The following is a 16,673-nucleotide window of genomic DNA, read 5'->3' as shown; positions in this document are numbered from 1 at the left end:
CCCGATGCGAAGCCGCGCATCCGCCGCCGCTCCCAAGAGGCGCTCCTGGCGCTCTCGGCGGGCAGGGCTGACAACACACTCGCGGGCAATCGGGGACATGGCCGGTCGATGGTAGTCGCGCGCCGCGCTTCGGGCTGCGTGCGGCACGACATCGGCACACCCCTGTTCACCGAAGGTTCACATCAGCGACGGCCGCTCCCCTCCTCGTTCACGGGCACGCCGGTTCCAGCAGCGAAGGTCATGAAGCTCGGACTTGCCGCGATCACGGACTCCGGGAGAGTCTGAACCATGTACCAGGCGCATCGCTGCCCATGAGAACGGAGCATCTCGCGTGGGCCCTCCATGGCGCGCTGGCGGACCTGACTCAGGTCTCGAACGCCCTGCACGGAGTCCACGCTCTTCGGCAACGGCTCGCTCCAGAGCGTCACCACTCCACCGACGGTGTCAACGACACCAGCCGCCAGGGCTTCCTCCGCCGCATCGATCCGCTCGATGTCACTCAGGCCCCGTTCCAGCTCGGCCGATCGCGCTGCGGCGTCCCTCAACTCGTCGCAGGCGCGCGAAGCGTGGTTTGACAGCCAGAAGAGCTGCGCGAATCGCCGCTGCACGACAGCCCTCTCCAATCGCGCCTTCTCAGACGGCGTGAGCATCTCGTCCAGTTCAGCGAGCACCTGTCGCTCGAGGTGGCGCCAACGCTCCTGGAGTGAGCGCAGTGGCGCCTGCGTCTCCAATCGAGCAAGAGGCGACTGCTCCCCCGAGGAGTGTCGCGGCAGCGCGTTCGCCATGCGGACGAACGAACGCAAGAGCAGCCTCTCCTCGTCGATGAGCGGTTGGAACTCTTGAAGCCGAGGGGCAACCATCCGGACCGCCTCCAACTCGCGCGCCGTTCCGAAACGAGCGCTGCGGATGGCGTCCAACGGACTGACGCGCGCGCCGCCGAACACAGTGAGGTCGCCCATGACGATGAGCCAGCTCACCCATGCATAGGGAATCGAAATCACAGAATCGGCGCGCCGGGAGAAACTGATCGCGTCGGCGCGCCAGCTCTCCTCCGGCGGAAGTGCGGCACGAATCGACTCGAACAGCCGCCGGTCGATCTCGTCAGCAGCCGCCTCGATGAGGTCGATCGCCTCTGAGACGCGGCGCCGCCACTCATCCGTCCCCTCCGGCTCCTGGTCGTTCTCCCCGACGACGACATAAGTGACGATGCGGCCGCTCTCACCGGGGCGTCGCTCCATGGCCACTCGCGCGTGCGGCGCGACTCGCTCCTCCCACTCACGACCATGGGCCTCGACCAATGCCTCAAGCGTTGCGCGCGGCAGGAGCGACTCGCCGAGGAGACGCATCCATGCGTCGATCTCCCGCGTGCCCAGTGTGAAGCGGCCGAACCAGTCCATGCGGCGACCTGTGGAGTCCGCCGGTGGCGTGCGCGCCGAGGTTCGCGGTGACCCGCCGAGCAGCTCCTGCTCAGCGGTCGTGAACTCGGGGAACTCGGTCACTTCCGGAAGCGGATCCGGCGGAACGGCGGAATCGGCGATCCACGCCATGCCAAGCAGCGACGCAAGGCGCTTGCGGAACGGCGTCGAGAGCGCTTCGAGTTCAGGGGGGACCTCGTCTTCCTGGCGGAACATCGAGAAGTGCCTGGAGGTGCTTGTTCGTCCCCAATCGGGATCGCTCAGCGCCGCGCTGACCGCCTGCTCCTTGAGTGCATCCTCGGCGTCGAGCCACTCATTGAAGATCCGAATTGCCTCGGCGCGTCGCTCTCCGGTCACGCTCCGCTGCGAGAGGACCCGTCGCGCAAACCACTGCGGAGACGGCCGTGATGGCGCCGCCAGGTCCCATGGATCAAAGGACATGAACCCGTCGAGATTGAAGATCTGATTGCGGTACACGCGCCGCAGACGCTTGGCTTGCTCGGGCTCGAGCTGAGAGGCCACCGCTTCCACCGCCTCGCGCTGCGCCACAAGCAGATCCCTCAGCGGCAATTCCGGTGTTTCCCGAAGCGCCCAGAACTCGCCCAGAGGATCAACGAACGGCTGCGGCGGAGCGTCTTCCGCGGCAGCGCGCGCCTCGATGTATGCCTTCATCGCCCGATCAGCATGTTCTCGAAGTCCATCCGCTCCCTCCTGGAAGGTCAGACCCGAGATACCGAACTCGGCGCACGCCTCTGCAAGCCGAAGGCGCTGCGCGAGGATTGCATCGAGGAGTGCGCGGTAGACCCGCTCGCGACGCGGCGCACTTGCCGCGAGCCCTTGCCGCACGGCCTCACTTTGTCTTGTCGCTGGCGGAAGCGCCTCGAGCAGTTCGCTCAGGTCGAAGGGCTGCGCGATTCCGCTCATCGACTGCCCACGGGCGAACCGTGCCAACCAGCGCACTCGCAATTCCGTCAGCACCCCCCCAAGGCGACTCCGCGAATCATCCGGCGCTGCGCGACAGGCACACTCCACAAGCCTCTCGATCGCCTGGTGTTGCTGCGACATGGCGCCTCGAACCACGGTGATGGCTCGTCGGACCGAATCCGGAGCCTCGTATCGAGTTCCGTCGACGCCCAATGCGTCGGTCGATGCCTGGCAGTGCTTGATGTTCGCCTCCACCGAGGTCAGGTACTCCCCGTAGCAGCGCCAGAGTGTCTCCGGCTCGATCGGAACCCCCGCTGATCTCAGAAGGTCGGCCACCTCGACAATGCCAACCGGCTGAGATCTTCCGTTCAGTCCCGTGGGGAAGACCTGCGCTGCTGCTCGCGTGGACGCCATCACAACGAGCGAGGCGATCAACGCCCACCACGCGCAACCAGAGACTCTGCGAACGCCGACCGTCATGGGCTGGCCTCCTCGGAACGGGCGCATCTCACGCCCGGGCCTTTGGAAAGAAAAGCGGGCACGCGTGGTGCAGCATAGAGCCGCAGCCTCGCGTGCCCGCCTCTTTCGTGTCACCGGCCGCGACCGCTCCAAGTGGAACTGCCGCAACGCGGTGATTGTCTCTGCGGCATGACGCCGCTCAGGATCTGGCTAGAACCGGCTGGAATCGGCCAGACCTGTCTTGCTCAGGTTCACCAGCCGCCGCGGTCGCCGCCGCCGCCACGGCCGCCGCGGCCACCGCCGCCGCCACCGTAACCGCCGCGACCACCACCGCCACCGCCGTAGCCACCGCGGCCACCGCCGCCGCCGCCACCACCACCGAAGCTCCGCTCCTCGCGCGGACGAGCCTCGTTGACCGTCAGGTCACGACCCTCGATGTTCTTCCCATTCAGGGCCTGGATGGCCGCCTGAGCCTGGCCGGAATCGTCCATCTCGACGAAGCCGAAGCCACGCGAACGACCGGTCATGCGATCCGTCACCACCTCCGCGCTGCGCACGGAGCCATGCTGCTCGAACAGCTCGCGCAGACTCTCATTGGTCGTCTTGAACGACAGGTTGCCGACATACAGTTTCATCACAATCAATCCTTGCCCGAACTCTGATGCAACCGGCGACGATCTCGGGCGAGGTCAAGCGACGGCTGATTCAACGCTGCGGTCTAACTCGAACGGTTCAGTCAGCCCTCGCGAATCCGACCCGAGTATAGCGTCCGATCTTTCGGAGGTGTTCAACAGACCTGAATGTTTGAGGAAGGATCCGGGCGATACAGAGCGACCCAGCAGTTACCCTCTTCGCCATGCCGCTGCTTCTGGGCATCGACGAAGCGGGCTATGGCCCGCTGCTTGGCCCCCTGTGCGTGGGCTGGGTGCTCGCTGAGGTCCCTTCGGCAGACTTTGCGCCATCTGGCACGAACTCCGAAACTGGCGGTGCCTCGACCCCCGCCACCTCGGGCGATCTCTGGACCACCCTCGGCAGCGCCATCTGCCGACGACCGCGCGATCCGCGTGGCCGCATCGCTGTCGACGACAGCAAGCGGTTGAAGCGCCCCAATGATGCCGCGGGTCACCCTCTCGAGCACTTGGAGCGGGGCGTGCTCGGCTGGCTCGCCTGTCTCGATGGCCGCTGCGCACTCGACGCACCCGCCGCCTTTCCCGTCGATGACGGTGCGCTCCTGTCGCTGTTGGGCGCCGCGCCGCCCGACGCAGCGCCGTGGTCGACTGCGCCGACACCACTCCCGCTTGCCAACGATCGCGCGCTCCTCGGCATCGCCGCGAAGCGCCTTCAGCGAGCGCTCGCCGACTCCGGCGTCGCGCTGCGCGCGCTGCGCGTCAACGCTCTTGATGTCCCCGCGTTCAATGCGGCGTTCGAGCGCACGCGCAGCAAGGCGTCGGTGAACACGGCGATGGGCCTTGAGGTGGTGCATGCCGTCTCGCAGCAGCACTCCAACGACGATCTCATCGTCGCCTTCGATCGCCACGGCGGCCGCGTGCACTACCGCGAGGAACTCGCCTACACCTTTCCCGAAGCGTCATTGAGGGTGCTCGAAGAGTCCGATGCGGGCAGCCGCTACGAACTCGACTGCCGACATCGCCGAATCACCGTCTCGTGGCAATCGGAAGCGGAGTCGAAGCATCTCACCGTGGCGCTGGCGAGCATGGGCGCCAAGCTGGTTCGCGAGCTTTGGATGCGTCGCCTGAACACCTCCTTCTCGAAGATCATGCCGGAACTGAAACCCACGGCCGGCTATGTGGAAGATGGCCGCCGCTGGCTGGCTGAAGTGGAGCCTCACCTGGCCCGTCTTGGCCTCGATCGAAGGCGGCTCGTGAGAATGGCGTGAGTTTCCGGGCTTGACAGTGGCGTCACCCGGGCCTCGGAGGTCGCCCTTCTCGACTGAATCCTTGACTTCGAAACACGGGTACCGGTAAATTGCCCGATTCTTCGCCGCAGGGCAGGCGCTCGACGGCCGATGTCGGGACGGTCGATCGCTCATCCCTCGGACACCGCACGCAAGGCTCCATTCATCAGGAGCAGGAAGCTCGAACGCCATGGTCACCGATCTCAGCAAGGTTCGCAACATCGGCATCTGCGCCCACATCGACGCGGGCAAGACGACCGTGACCGAACGCATCCTCTTCTACACCGGCAAGATCCACCGCATGGGCGAAGTGCACGAAGGCACCGCCACGATGGACAGCCTCCAGGAAGAGCAGGAGCGCGGCATCACCATTCAATCCGCGGCGACGAGCTGCCCATGGACTTTCCAGGGGGTCGACTACAAGGTCAACCTGATCGATACCCCGGGCCATGTCGACTTCACCATCGAGGTGGAGCGTTCACTGCGCGTCCTCGACGGCGCGGTGGCGGTCTTTGACGGCAAGGAAGGTGTCGAAGCCCAGTCGGAAACGGTGTGGCGACAGGCGGAGCGCTACGGCGTGCCGCGCCTCTGCCTCATCAACAAGATGGACAAGATGGGCGGCGACTTCGAGTTCAGCTTCAACTCGATTCGCGAGCGCCTCGGTGCGAACGCCATTGCCATTCAGCTTCCCATCGGAAACGGTCCGGACTTCAAGGGCATCATCGACCTGATGACCATGAAGGCGCTCTTCTGGAAGGCCGAGGATGACGGCACCACCATCACCGAGACTGAGATTCCCGATGACTGGAAGGATGCCGCCACCATCTGGCGCGCCCAGATGGTCGAGCGCATCGCCGAGCTCGATGAGCAGCTCACCGAGAAGTACATCCACGATCACGACTCGATCACGGTTCCCGAAATGAAGGCGGCGCTTCGGAAGGCGACCATCGATCGCCGCGCGTTCCCCGTCCTCTGCGGCTCGGCGCTCAAGTATGTCGGCATCCAGAAGGTGCTCGACTCGGCGATCGAGTACCTGCCGAACCCCACCGAGCGCGAGGATGTCGAAGGCGTCGATCCCAAGGAGCCTTCCACCAAGCTCACTCGGCCCCACACGGAGGACGCGCCCTTCTCGGCGCTGGTCTTCAAGGTGGTGGCCGATGTCGCGGGCACCCTCACCTACCTGCGCATCTACTCCGGCAAGCTGACCAAGGGCAGCCGCGTGCTCAACCCCGGCAACGGCCGCAAGGAGAACATCAGCCGTCTCTACGAGATGCACGCCCTCGACCGCGAAGCGCTCGATGAAACGGGCGCCGGCCAGATCGTGGCCGTGGTCGGCCTCAAGGACAGCTTCACCGGCGACACCCTCTGCGACCCGGATCATCCGATCATCCTCGAGCGCATGGTCTTCCCGGAGCCGGTGATCTCGATGTCCATCGAGCCCATCACCGCCGACGACAAGAAGAAGCTCGGCGAAGCCCTCACGACCATCCGCCGCGAAGATCCCTCCTTCCGCTCCAACTACAACGATGAGACGGGCGAGACGATCATCTCGGGCATGGGCGAGCTTCACTTGGAGATCATCAAGAACAAGCTGACGCGCGACATGAAGATCGGCGTCAATGTCGGCAAGCCGCGCGTCGCCTATCGCGAGACGATCGTCGGCCGTGCCGAGCGCGTGCGTGGTCTCTTCAAGAAGCAGACCGGTGGTCGCGGCCAGTTCGGCGACGCCTATGTCACCGTGGAGCCGATCACCCCGGAACAGGCCGAGGCCGAGGAGCTGGAGCTCAAGGATGGTGTGGTCTTCCAGGACAAGATCACCGGCGGCGTCATCCCGCGCGAGTACATCCCGAGCGTCGAGTACGGCGCGCGCCAGGCGGCCGCAAGCGGCATCCTCGGCGGGTACCCGGTCATCAATGTCCGGGTGCAGCTCGTCTTCGGCAGCTACCACGATGTCGACTCGAGCCAGATCGCGTTCGAGCAGGCGGGTGCCCTCGCCTTCCGCGAGGCGTGCACGCAGGCTGGCCTCGCCCTGCTTGAGCCCATCATGAAGGTCGTCGTGACCACGCCCGATGAGTTCTTCGGCAGCGTCTCAGGCGATCTCGCCTCGCGACGAGGTCACATCGTGGACAGTGAGATGCGCGGCGTTTCCCGCATCATTCATGCCGAGGTTCCGCTTGCGGAGCTCTTCGGCTACACCACCACGCTCAGGTCCATGACGCAGGGCCGTGCAAGCTCCAGCATGGAGCCGCACACCTATCGCATCATGCCCGATCGCCTCAAGGACGAGGTGCTCGCGAAGACCTGATCCGGAATTCGGCCCGCAATCTCACTGCCCTTGTTCCCAATTCCCCGTGCTCGTGCGGCCTCATCAGCCGCGCGGGATACTGTCGCTTGGTTGGAGCGTCTCAAGGTGATTCAACCTGCGTTGCCTCCGGCGCGAACCCGACGCCTCCCGAGCCCGAACTGACCTTTCCATCGTGTCCATGAGCGAGTCCGCATCCGAACAGAACCTCCCCGGCCTCTTCCGCGGGGAGTACGAGCGAGAGATGGAGCGCTGGTTCCGCACGCGCTTCCTGATCCTCTGCGCGGTCTTTGCGCTGCTGGAGATCTTCGCCCTGGGGACCTATCTGCTGATCTGGTGGGCTTCGAGCATGCAGGCTCCGGAGCGCCTGGTGACCGCCGACCAAGCGGTCCTGCGCCAGGGGTTCGACAGCCTGACCCTGCCTGCGGCCTTCGCCAGCAGCGTCGCCCACTTTGCCATTCTTGCGGTCTTCGCACTCATCAGGACGCGTCGCGTCGAAACGCGCGAAGCCCTCGTGCACGAGGCAAGCTGGATGATCGTGCTCCTCGGGGGCGTGCACCTCGCCCTCGAGTCGGTTGCGGCCTTGCTTGGTGCGACCGAGACCTTCAGCCCGGTGCAGAGCATCTTCTTCTGGCATTTCTCCGCGTGCCTGATCCTGCCATGGTCTCCTCGCGAGAGCCTTCGTCCGATGGTGCCGCTGATCGTGGCTTATGGCGTCGCCGCATTGCTCCTCAATCAGCACGGCGGAGTGGTCCAGGTGCGCGGCGAAGTCCTCCAAGACTCCGGCTGGTGGATTGAGCCGCTCCTGAGCACGCTCCTCCTGCCGCTGGTGCTCATTCCGGGCATGGTGGCGTGCTGGTGGCGCCTGAGTCGTCATCGCCGCCGATTTGGACGCCGCATGGCCAGCCAGGGCTTCATGGAGTTGCGCCGCGAGCTCTCCCAGGCCCGGAAGATTCATGAGAGTCTCTTCCCACACCCCTCCAAGCACGAGGATGTGGAATTCGACCTCCTCTACCGACCGATGCGCGAGCTCGGCGGAGACTTCGTGCAGGCCTGGACCGACCCGCTTGATCGCTTCCACGCGGTGGTCATCGATGTCACCGGGCATGGGCTCGCCGCCGCGATGACGGTCAATCGACTTGCTGGCGAACTTGATCGCATTCGCGCCGAGAACCCGCTGATCTCACCGTCGGCGGTGTTGGCGGGATTGAACCGCTACATCTATCTCACGCTCTCGAAGCATGTCATCTTCGGAACGGCGGTCGCAGCCCAACTCGATCCGCACACGGGGCGCCTGGTCGTTGCGAATGCAGGTCATCCGGCCGCGGTCCTGCGACGACGCAATGGCGGTGTCGAATCGCGCGAGAGCACGGCGTATCTGCTCGGAGCCATCGCCCACACGGAGTTCGAAGTCACCGAGGAGGTCACCTGGCTCCAGCCGGGCGAGACGCTCATCCTCGTCACCGATGGTGTGATCGAGGCGCGCGATCGGCGCGGTCGTGTCTTCGGCGAGTCGCGGCTTCGCGAAGCGTGCAGCCGGCAGCCGGCGCCTCCGCGCTGGAGCGAGTTCCTCGCTTCGCAGATCGATCAGTGGAGCGGCGGCATTCTCCACGACGACCTCCTCATTGCGACGATGTCGCTTGCACCGACGGCGCGAGTCGCGCCTCCTCCGGGCGTCACGCTCGAAGAGCGCACCTCGATTCGCGAGGGTGAACGCACGCCCTCACCCGCCACGGTGAGTGGTGGAACTGTCGCTAGGGCGACCGTTGAGAGTGCGACTCAGGAGCCCCCGGTGGAACTTTCCGCGCAGGTCTCCGTCGCCACATGACCGGATCCGCCGACTCCAGCGAGAGCCTCTCTCCGCGCGAGGCCGAGTGCATCGATCAAGCGATCTCGACCGCCGTTCGCCTTGCCGTTCGCGGCCACGGTCATGTCGAGCCGAACCCGATGGTGGGCTGCGTCATTCTCGCGTCCGACGGCCGCGAGGTCGGCCGAGGCCATCATCGTCGGCTAGGTGAAGCGCACGCCGAAGTCGAGGCGCTCCGCCATGCTGCTTCGAACGCTCGCGGCGCGACGATGGTGGTCACACTCGAACCTTGTCGCCATCACGGGCGGACCCCTCCATGCACCGACGCGATCATCCGCGCCGGTGTCGCCCGGGTCATCTACGCGACGGCCGATCCGAACCCGATCGCCGGTGGTGGCGCGGCGGCCCTGCGAGAGGCGGGCATCGTCGCCATGCAACGGGCGCACCCCTCGGCGTCGGCGCTCAATGCTCCCTTCGTTCATCGCGTGACGACGGGACTTCCGTGGGTGTCCGCCAAGTGGGCGCAGACGATTGACGGCGCGATCGCCGCCCACGGCGGGGCCTCTCGCTGGATTTCGTCCGAACGGCTGCGCCGCATGGTGCACCGCGAACGGGGCCGGGTCGATGCCGTGTTGACCGGCATCGGCACCGTGCTTGCCGACGATCCTCAGCTCACGCCGCGTGGCGTCACGAAGCGCCGCACGCCCATGCGCGTGGTGTTCGATCCCGAACTCACCATCCCGCTCGAGGCGGCGCTCGTCGCCTCGGCCGACCGGGTTCCGCTTCTGATCGCGGCGCATCCCGAAGCGATCACGCGGCGACATGACCACGCGGCGCGCCTTCGTGAGCGCGGTGTCGTCCTCATCGAAGTCGAAGGTCCGCTGCACGCGCTGCTCCTGATCCTCGCGAGAGACCATGGCGTCTCGCGCCTGCTCGTCGAGAGCGGCGGCGGTCTGCTGGGCGCACTTGAACGCGAGAACATCATCAATGAGCGCTGGGTGGTCATTTCACCGCGACTCGCAGGCGACCCGCGTGCCCCCCGAGCGATCCGAGGCTTTGAGCCCGCCACGCCCGATGACATGAGGCGGCACACTCTCGCCGGCGCCTGGCAGCGCGGCGACGAGATGGTGCTGCTCTACCGCAATCTCGAAGGTCCCCGCGCCTGAGCTGATTCACTCCCCGACCAGCCCGAACTCCTGGGCCGAGAGCGGCAGCGCGAAAGAGGGCGGGAAGATCCGCAGGACATCGTCCGACTCATCAAGCGCCCAGCGCCCCCCGTCGCCCTCGCGCGCCACCCTGATCACGCTGGGCGACCCCGATGTCGGAACGAGTTCAATCGACGCGAGCAGGAGCTCCTGCGGCATCGGATGAAGCGCCAGCTCGGTGGCCCGGGACTCGACCAATCTCTCGATGAGCATGGCGAGTGCGGGGAGATGGGCGGCCTGCTTCGATTGATCATCGCCGCGCGACACGAACCATCCATCGATCGTTCGATCGAGTTGGACTCGCAGAGCCCCCTGCGGATCGCGAATGCGAATGGAGCGAATGTCCTCGGGTCGAAGCGCGGTGGGCCGAGGATCGGCGAAGGCCTCCGCCGCGGGCAGGAGCGCGGCCAGCGCCGTCTGGTCGAGGAGCACGATCGGGGGCCGATCGGTGCGCCGAGCACAGATCGAACCCCCCTGCGCGAGAGCCGATCCGATCTCGACACGCTCGATTCGCAATGGTGTCGCCGTGGCGCCAGCGGAGTCCGCGCCACTGCCGAGCGTGCCCGCCCGCGCCGATGCGACCTCGATGGACGCGATGGGGCGCTCCAGTCCGAAAAGGGCCAGGTCCTCGGGCTGCTCATCGGCGAAGCCCGCGTGCTCCACTCGAGAGAGTGCGCCCAGAAGTGCGGTGACGACCCCTTGGTCCACTCTCGTTCGGAAGGGCGCCTCCATCATCCAGCGACCATCTCGCTTGATCACTTCGAATCGCTGCGCCGGGCGCGACGGATCTGCCGGCGTGCGATCGACCGTGATGCGCTGAGGGTCCGCACCAGCCAGATCGAACAGGCGCCATGAGCGCAGGAGCCTCAGATCGCCCTCAAGCACCGCCTCGTGCAGCGACGGCTCCGCGGCAAGGGCCGGGCCATCATCAACGCGCAGCCACGCGCGCCCGCCCACGCCCCGGCGCCCAAGCTGAAGTGTGATCGATTCATCACCGAGGGTGAGTCGGACCTTCGCCTGTGGCGGAGCAAGCCCCAGCGCCGCAGCTTCGTTGTCACTCACCGCGCCGCGCGAGGTCGCGCGAAGATCGACCGCGCGAGTCAGCAGCTCCCGCAGCGCACTCCCCTCGGCGGGCTGGACGAAGGGCAGCACTTGGAACCAACCATCACCACGACGCTCGAAGCGAAGGGTGGAAGCCCCCGCGCTGATGTCCACCGCATCGAGCCGATCAAGCGGCCAACGGCCCGGCGTGAGAACCGGGCGAGGACCGCCCCGGACTTCGCGCGAGTGAACCTCATGGTCCATGACGCGTGCACGCTGGCGGGCCAAGTACCACGCGCCCAACGCCAGCGCGGCCAGAAGCCAGAAGACGATCGCGATGCGCCAGACCTTCATGACGCCCGCCTCCTGAGCCAGAGGAACGCCGCGAAGAGCATGGCCGCACCCGGCACACCCGCGACCGCGCTCAGGCCGAGCACGCCACGCACCCGCGTTGCCTCGACAGGAATGCGCTCCACCTCGCGCCCCGTGGCGGAGGCGAAATCGCCTTCGAGTTCGACCAGCCATCCGATGATGCCGACGAAGAGCTCGCGGTTTCCCGGATAGCGAAGGAAGACGCGCTCCGGGCCGAGTTGCCCCGTGAGATCGGTCAGGCCGGAGAAGAGCCAGCCGGCGCCACCTGAGACCACCGCCCGCGCGCCGCCGGGTCGTTCGCGCGCCACGATGACTGCCACGGGCGAATCAAAGCGCTTCGCCACTGGCACGGCTGTGGTGCGACGAGCGGCACCGCGCCAATCATCTTCGAGCCAGCGATTGCCGGCCGGTGCAATCTCGAGGAGTCCGATCGCCTCGACACCTTCCATGCCGGAAACGGGAACCGGCTCGCTGATGATGGTCCTCATGCCCGCTGCACCACGCGCCGCAGGATGGCTCGATGCCCCATCGATCTCGTGAAAGGCTCGAACCTCGCGCTCACGCTCGGAGAGCGCCGCGAGCTCGAGCACGGTCCGGCTGCTGTCCGCTCGCACGCCGAGACGCTGCGCGAGCTCCGCCCATGGATCGGGGCGTCCGATCAGCGGAAGCACACTCGGCGTGACGGCGAGAAGGATCGGCTCCCCCGACTCGATAAGCCGCAGGGTCGCCTCCAAGAGGCGCTGCTCCCGCGCATCGGCCTCGATCGACTGCCGTCGCAGAGGCGGAATGATCACCCACGCCTGTCGTCGGCCTTCGCGCGCGAGCGGCCGAGGCTCCGCACCGGGCTGCCACTCCGAGACCGCGCAACGGACCGAGCGCAGGGCGTCGGCGAGCGCCGTCAGGTCCATCCGATCGGCGGAAGGTCGAAGGAGCGATCGTCCCTCTGCATGCACGAAGATCACCTCCGGCGCCCGGCCACGCTCAATCGACCGCAGCGCGGCCGCGATGACCTCCTCGCCTCGGAATCGTCGATCGAAGGAGGCCCCCCCGCTTCCGAGTGGCGGCAACACCTGCCAGCCGGGAATGGCCGCCACACCGCCCGGCCCGCTCACCACCACGGCGTCACCCGAGCGCAGCGCGGCGGCAACCTCGCTCAAGGCCACGCCGGGAAGCCGGGCGAGCCGATCCTGCGCCGAGGCGAGGCGCTGCGCCATGTCCAGAGCGCGCGACGGCGCATCTCGGAGATAGTCCATGACCGGAGGCGGCAAGTTGGCGCCGCGGCGCAACTCACGAAGCGCCGCCTCGGCGTCGTTGCATTGGGTGATCCACGCTCGCAGCGCCGCATCGAGACGGCTCGCCGCCCGCATCGGATCGGCGAGCGGCGCCTGCTCACTGCTGCGGGCATCGGCCCGGACTGCATCAAGAAACGCGCGGTGATCGGTCGCCACTCGAATGCAGATCGCGCGCCACTGCTCCAGCACTCCGCGTTGTTCGTCAGTCAGCGTCGTCCGGCCCGCCGCACCACCGGCCGCCGCGACTTCCGCCGCCGACGGCACCTGCGCGAGGAGCGCTGTCAGCGCATTGGCCTCCGCACCGGCCCACGAAGCAAGGCGCTCATAGGCGGCAATCCCTCCATCGACTGCGGCGTGCGCCTCGGACAGTGGCGACTGGTGCAGTCGCTCGAGGCGCTCAAGCGCCTGCTCGAAGCCCATCGACTGCGATGGATCGGCGGGGTCGATTCGAGCAGAGGCGAGTCGACCGCTTCGTGTTGCCAGACCGTCAAAGCGAGCGAGCACTTCATCCAGTTGCCTGAGCGCCGCTGCATCGACGGTGTCACGACCGGCAATTGCCTCGATACGCCAATCACCATCGAGCGAGGCGACCAGCGCCCGAGTTCGATCGCTCAGCGTCCATGCGCGCGTGCGCGTGAGGTCAACGCTCTGCCGAAGCATCGGCTCGCTCGCGAGGCCGATGATCGCGATCACCAGCACCAGCGCCCCGGAGAGCATCGCGGCTCGTGCCGCCACGCGGCGGCGCGCCTGGCCTCCGCGCATCGACTCGCCCACACCATCGATCGACGCCACGAGGAACCATGCGATGACCGCGACGAAGAAGAGCACATTCGCCGGATCAAGAATGCCCAGCAGGAAGTCATCGACCCGCCGCAGCGGATCGACGGCGAAAGCGATCGAAAGCGCCTCGGGCGGCACCATCGTCGGGAGCGCTCGCCCCAGAAGGAGCCACGCCGACCAGCCGCCGATCGTCAGCAGATAGGCCGTCAACCCACTCGGCACGAGCAACGCGAAGAGGCACGCGCTCGCCAGCACCGCACCACCCGCGAGCAGGATCCCAAGGAGCCCGCAGGCGAACTCCCCGAGGTCCGGCCGAGCCACGAGCGACAGCAAACCAACCTGCGCCACCAGCGGCAGCGCAAAGAGCAGCAGGAAGGCCATCAACGCGACGAATTTCCCGAGGATGATCGCCGTCGCCGATGCTGGCGACGAGAGCAGGGTGTCCCATGTGCCCGAGCGCCGCTCCTCTGAAATGCTCCGCAGCGCGAAGACCGGCGCGGTGACAAAGAGACACCACGCGGCCACTTGGAGCGGAACTCGCATCGAGACGGGTGTGCCCGGGACCAGCGCACCGAGTGCGAAGACGATCCCGGGCGGCACAGCGAAGGCGGCGAGCGCCACCCATCCGATCGGCGCCTGCACGAGCATCAGCCACTCGCGCAGCAGGATGGCCCGTAAGGCGCCCGACGATGCGGAGGAGCTCGTCATTGCAGTCGCCCGCCGAGAAGACCGCGATAGAGATCTTCGAGCGTGTCCGCGCCGCCGCGCCGGAAGTGATCGACCTCGCCATCGGCGAGGAGGGTGCCTCGATCAATCACCACCACGCGCTCGCAGAGTGACTCGACCTCCGAGAGGACATGGGTTGAGAGCAGCACCGTCGTCTCCCCCTTCAGCGAGCGGAGCAGTGAACGAAAGTCGTCGATCTGACCGGGGTCGAGCCCCGAGGTCGGCTCATCGAGCACCAGGACGCGCGGGCGATGCACGATCGCCGCAGCCAGGCCCGCTCGCTGCCTGAACCCCTTGCTGAGCTGTCCGCAGAGGCGCCGACGCATCGGCGCCACGCCGGAAGCCCGAATCGCGAAGTCGACCGCGTCGCGCCGCTCGCCTCCGCTCAACCCATACATGCGGGCGCGCAGGCTGAGCATCTCCTCGACTCGGAGTTCACCGGGCAGTGGCGCGTGCTCGGGAAGCCACCCGAGCGTTGAGAGGGCCCCCGCCCGATCGCTTCCCAAGTCACGGCCGCAGAGCGTGATCCGCCCCTCGTCGGGGGCGATCGCCCCGGCGATCATGCGAATGGTGGTGCTCTTGCCGGCTCCGTTGGGACCGAGAAAGCCGCACAGCACCCCCGCCGGCACGCGGAACGAAAGCTCTCGCACTGCGGCGACCGTTCCGAATCGTCTGCTCACGCCTTCTAGATCGATCATGCGGGGCCGCGTCCAGGTGCGTTCCGTGTTCCGGGAACTCTCGCACCGGACGGCGTTCACGCATCGTCTGGAGCGAGAGTTTCGAAGTCTACTCGCGCGGGAAGGGCCGTCGTGCCGATCTATACTCGGCGGTTCTCCCCTGCCCGCCCGGTTGCGACCGGACCCCTCTGGCAGTTGACCCATGACTTCATCCGACGCCCCACCTGAAGCTGCCACGACCGGCGATGTCCCGCAACTCATCGAGGCCATCGCGGATGGTGTCGGTGTCGTCGAGGCCTCGGGCGAAATCCTCTGGATGAACAACCGGCTCGCCGCGCAGCCACCGGAAGTGATGGCGCGCTTCAGCGACGCCTGCCGCGACCAGATGCGCGACGGCATGGCCGTGCCGCGTCGCGCTCATACGCGGCGATTCAGCGTCGCCAGCCGGCGCTTCGAAGTCATCATCTCCCCCTTCGTTGGCGGACCCGGCGCCACCCTCCGCGCCGTCGGCGTACTGTGCGAAACCACGGCGCGGGAGCGCCTCGCCGATCGCGTCCGCGCCATTGACACCGCCGGAGCTTCGCTGCTCGCGCTCGATGCGCGAATTCTGAATCCCCTCAATGTCGCCGAGCGGCTCAAGCTTCTGGAAGGTCGTATTACGCAGGCGCTGAAGTCGATTTTCGGCAGCGATCACTTCGAGCTGCGACTGCTCAATCGCGAGTCGGGGCAGCTTGAGCTCGTGATCGGACATGGCATCGAGCCGCTGCGGATCGGAACGAATCTCTTTGCGCGACCCGAGGGCAATGGCCTCACGGGCGTCGTGGCGTCGTCCGGTGAGAGCATTCTCACCCCCGACATCTCGAATGAACCCCGCTACATGACGGGGCTCACCAACGCGAAGAGCAGCCTGGTGGTCGCGCTCAAGCTCGATGAGCGCGTGGTGGGCACGCTCAACCTCGAATCCACGAGCGCGTCGAAGTTCGATGATGAAGATCGCCTGCTGCTCGAGCTTTATGGGCGCTACACCGCCATGGCGCTCACGATCCTCGACATGCTGATCGTCGAGCGCTACACGACGAATCAGCGCGTCTCCGGCTCTCTCCGCGAGGAGATGGCCGTTCCCGTCCACGCCGTTCGGAATGGCCTCTCGCGCCTGCGACTGCGACTTGGCGACGACGCCGATGCCGCGTCGATTCTCACCGAGATCGAGCGATCGCTCGAATCGGTCGAAGAGCGAGTCCGCAACTGCACCTCCGGTCCTCGCAGCGTGCTGGGGCTCGATCGCCTCGACCGCGAGCGCGGCAAGGACACGGTCATCTCCGGGCGACGCGTGCTTGTGGCCGACGATGAGGCCCCCATTCGAGAGACGATCCAGAGCGTGCTCGGCGATGCCGGCGCGCTCGTCGAAGGCTTCGGTTCCGGTGTCGCGGCGATCGAGGCCATCCAGAAGGCGGCCGCGGCCAGCCGGCCATTCGAACTGGTCCTGAGCGATGTGCGGATTCCCGATCGCAATGGCTACGAGATCTTCCGTGCCGCCAAGGATGCCTCTCCCGCCACGGCCGTCATCCTGATGACCGGCTTCGGTTACGACCCGAATCACTCGATCGTGCGGTCGAGTCAGGAGGGTCTGAGTTGCTTCCTCTTCAAGCCATTCCAGGCAACGCAGCTCGTGGAAGAAGTGCGGAAGGCGCTGAGCCCTGAGACCGACGCTGGCCTACCCGCGGGCTGATCCGCCGCGATTGCTCGCCCGCAGAACAC

Annotated in this window: 10 protein-coding genes; 5 read left to right on the top strand and 5 right to left on the bottom strand. The window is 66.7% G+C overall.

Translation table 11 applies throughout. The features are described from left to right. Window positions 1-182: 182 nt before the first annotated feature. Window positions 183-2,819: a hypothetical protein gene (locus tag KF724_03710; GenBank protein ID MBX3354787.1), complete on the bottom strand. Its 2,637-nt coding sequence runs from the start codon at window positions 2,817-2,819 to the stop codon at window positions 183-185. A gap of 230 nt (window positions 2,820-3,049) precedes the next feature. Then, a complete protein-coding gene (locus tag KF724_03705; GenBank protein MBX3354786.1) occupies window positions 3,050-3,433 on the bottom strand; it encodes an RNA-binding protein in 384 nt (127 codons plus the stop codon). A gap of 221 nt (window positions 3,434-3,654) precedes the next feature. Here KF724_03705 and KF724_03700 point away from each other — a divergent pair, with 221 nt between their 5' ends. From KF724_03700 to ribD, 4 genes are all read left to right on the top strand, one after another. Further along, entirely contained in the window at window positions 3,655-4,695 is a 1,041-nt protein-coding gene (locus tag KF724_03700) for a hypothetical protein (GenBank protein ID MBX3354785.1), read from the top strand. A 208-nt stretch (window positions 4,696-4,903) separates the two neighbouring features. Next, window positions 4,904-7,018 (top strand): elongation factor G, encoded by a 2,115-nt coding sequence (gene fusA / locus KF724_03695; protein ID MBX3354784.1) that lies wholly within the window; start codon window positions 4,904-4,906, stop codon window positions 7,016-7,018. A 178-nt stretch (window positions 7,019-7,196) separates the two neighbouring features. Next, complete coding sequence (locus tag KF724_03690; GenBank protein MBX3354783.1) at window positions 7,197-8,843, top strand: serine/threonine-protein phosphatase; 1,647 nt, start codon at window positions 7,197-7,199, stop codon at window positions 8,841-8,843. After that, window positions 8,840-9,988: a bifunctional diaminohydroxyphosphoribosylaminopyrimidine deaminase/5-amino-6-(5-phosphoribosylamino)uracil reductase RibD gene (ribD, locus tag KF724_03685; protein ID MBX3354782.1), complete on the top strand. Its 1,149-nt coding sequence runs from the start codon at window positions 8,840-8,842 to the stop codon at window positions 9,986-9,988. The genes KF724_03690 and ribD overlap by 4 nt, the downstream gene beginning before the upstream one ends. 6 nt (window positions 9,989-9,994) lie before the next feature. Here the strand turns inward: ribD and KF724_03680 are convergent, their stop codons facing one another. From KF724_03680 to KF724_03670, 3 genes are read right to left on the bottom strand one after another with little or no spacing between them, the layout of a single operon-like run. Further along, on the bottom strand, window positions 9,995-11,422 hold the full coding sequence (locus KF724_03680; GenBank protein MBX3354781.1) for a DUF4340 domain-containing protein: 1,428 nt from the start codon (window positions 11,420-11,422) through the stop codon (window positions 9,995-9,997). Next, window positions 11,419-14,220 (bottom strand): hypothetical protein, encoded by a 2,802-nt coding sequence (locus tag KF724_03675; protein MBX3354780.1) that lies wholly within the window; start codon window positions 14,218-14,220, stop codon window positions 11,419-11,421. The genes KF724_03680 and KF724_03675 overlap by 4 nt, the downstream gene beginning before the upstream one ends. Then, the gene (locus KF724_03670) at window positions 14,217-14,918 is read right to left on the bottom strand and encodes an ABC transporter ATP-binding protein (GenBank protein MBX3354779.1); all 702 of its coding nucleotides are present in this window, start codon (window positions 14,916-14,918) and stop codon (window positions 14,217-14,219) included. Before KF724_03670 ends, KF724_03675 begins: the two co-directional genes overlap by 4 nt. A gap of 199 nt (window positions 14,919-15,117) precedes the next feature. Between KF724_03670 and KF724_03665 the strand changes: the two genes are divergently transcribed. Beyond that, window positions 15,118-16,644 carry a response regulator gene (locus KF724_03665; protein MBX3354778.1) on the top strand — a complete coding sequence of 509 codons (1,527 nt, stop codon included), beginning with the start codon at window positions 15,118-15,120 and terminating at the stop codon, window positions 16,642-16,644. Window positions 16,645-16,673: the final 29 nt, after the last annotated feature.

The organism is Phycisphaeraceae bacterium (assembly GCA_019636735.1).
Lineage (GTDB): Bacteria > Planctomycetota > Phycisphaerae > Phycisphaerales > SM1A02 > VGXK01.
The sequence above is the reverse complement of the archived record's forward strand: the minus strand, read 5'-3'. Positions and strand labels throughout refer to the sequence as shown.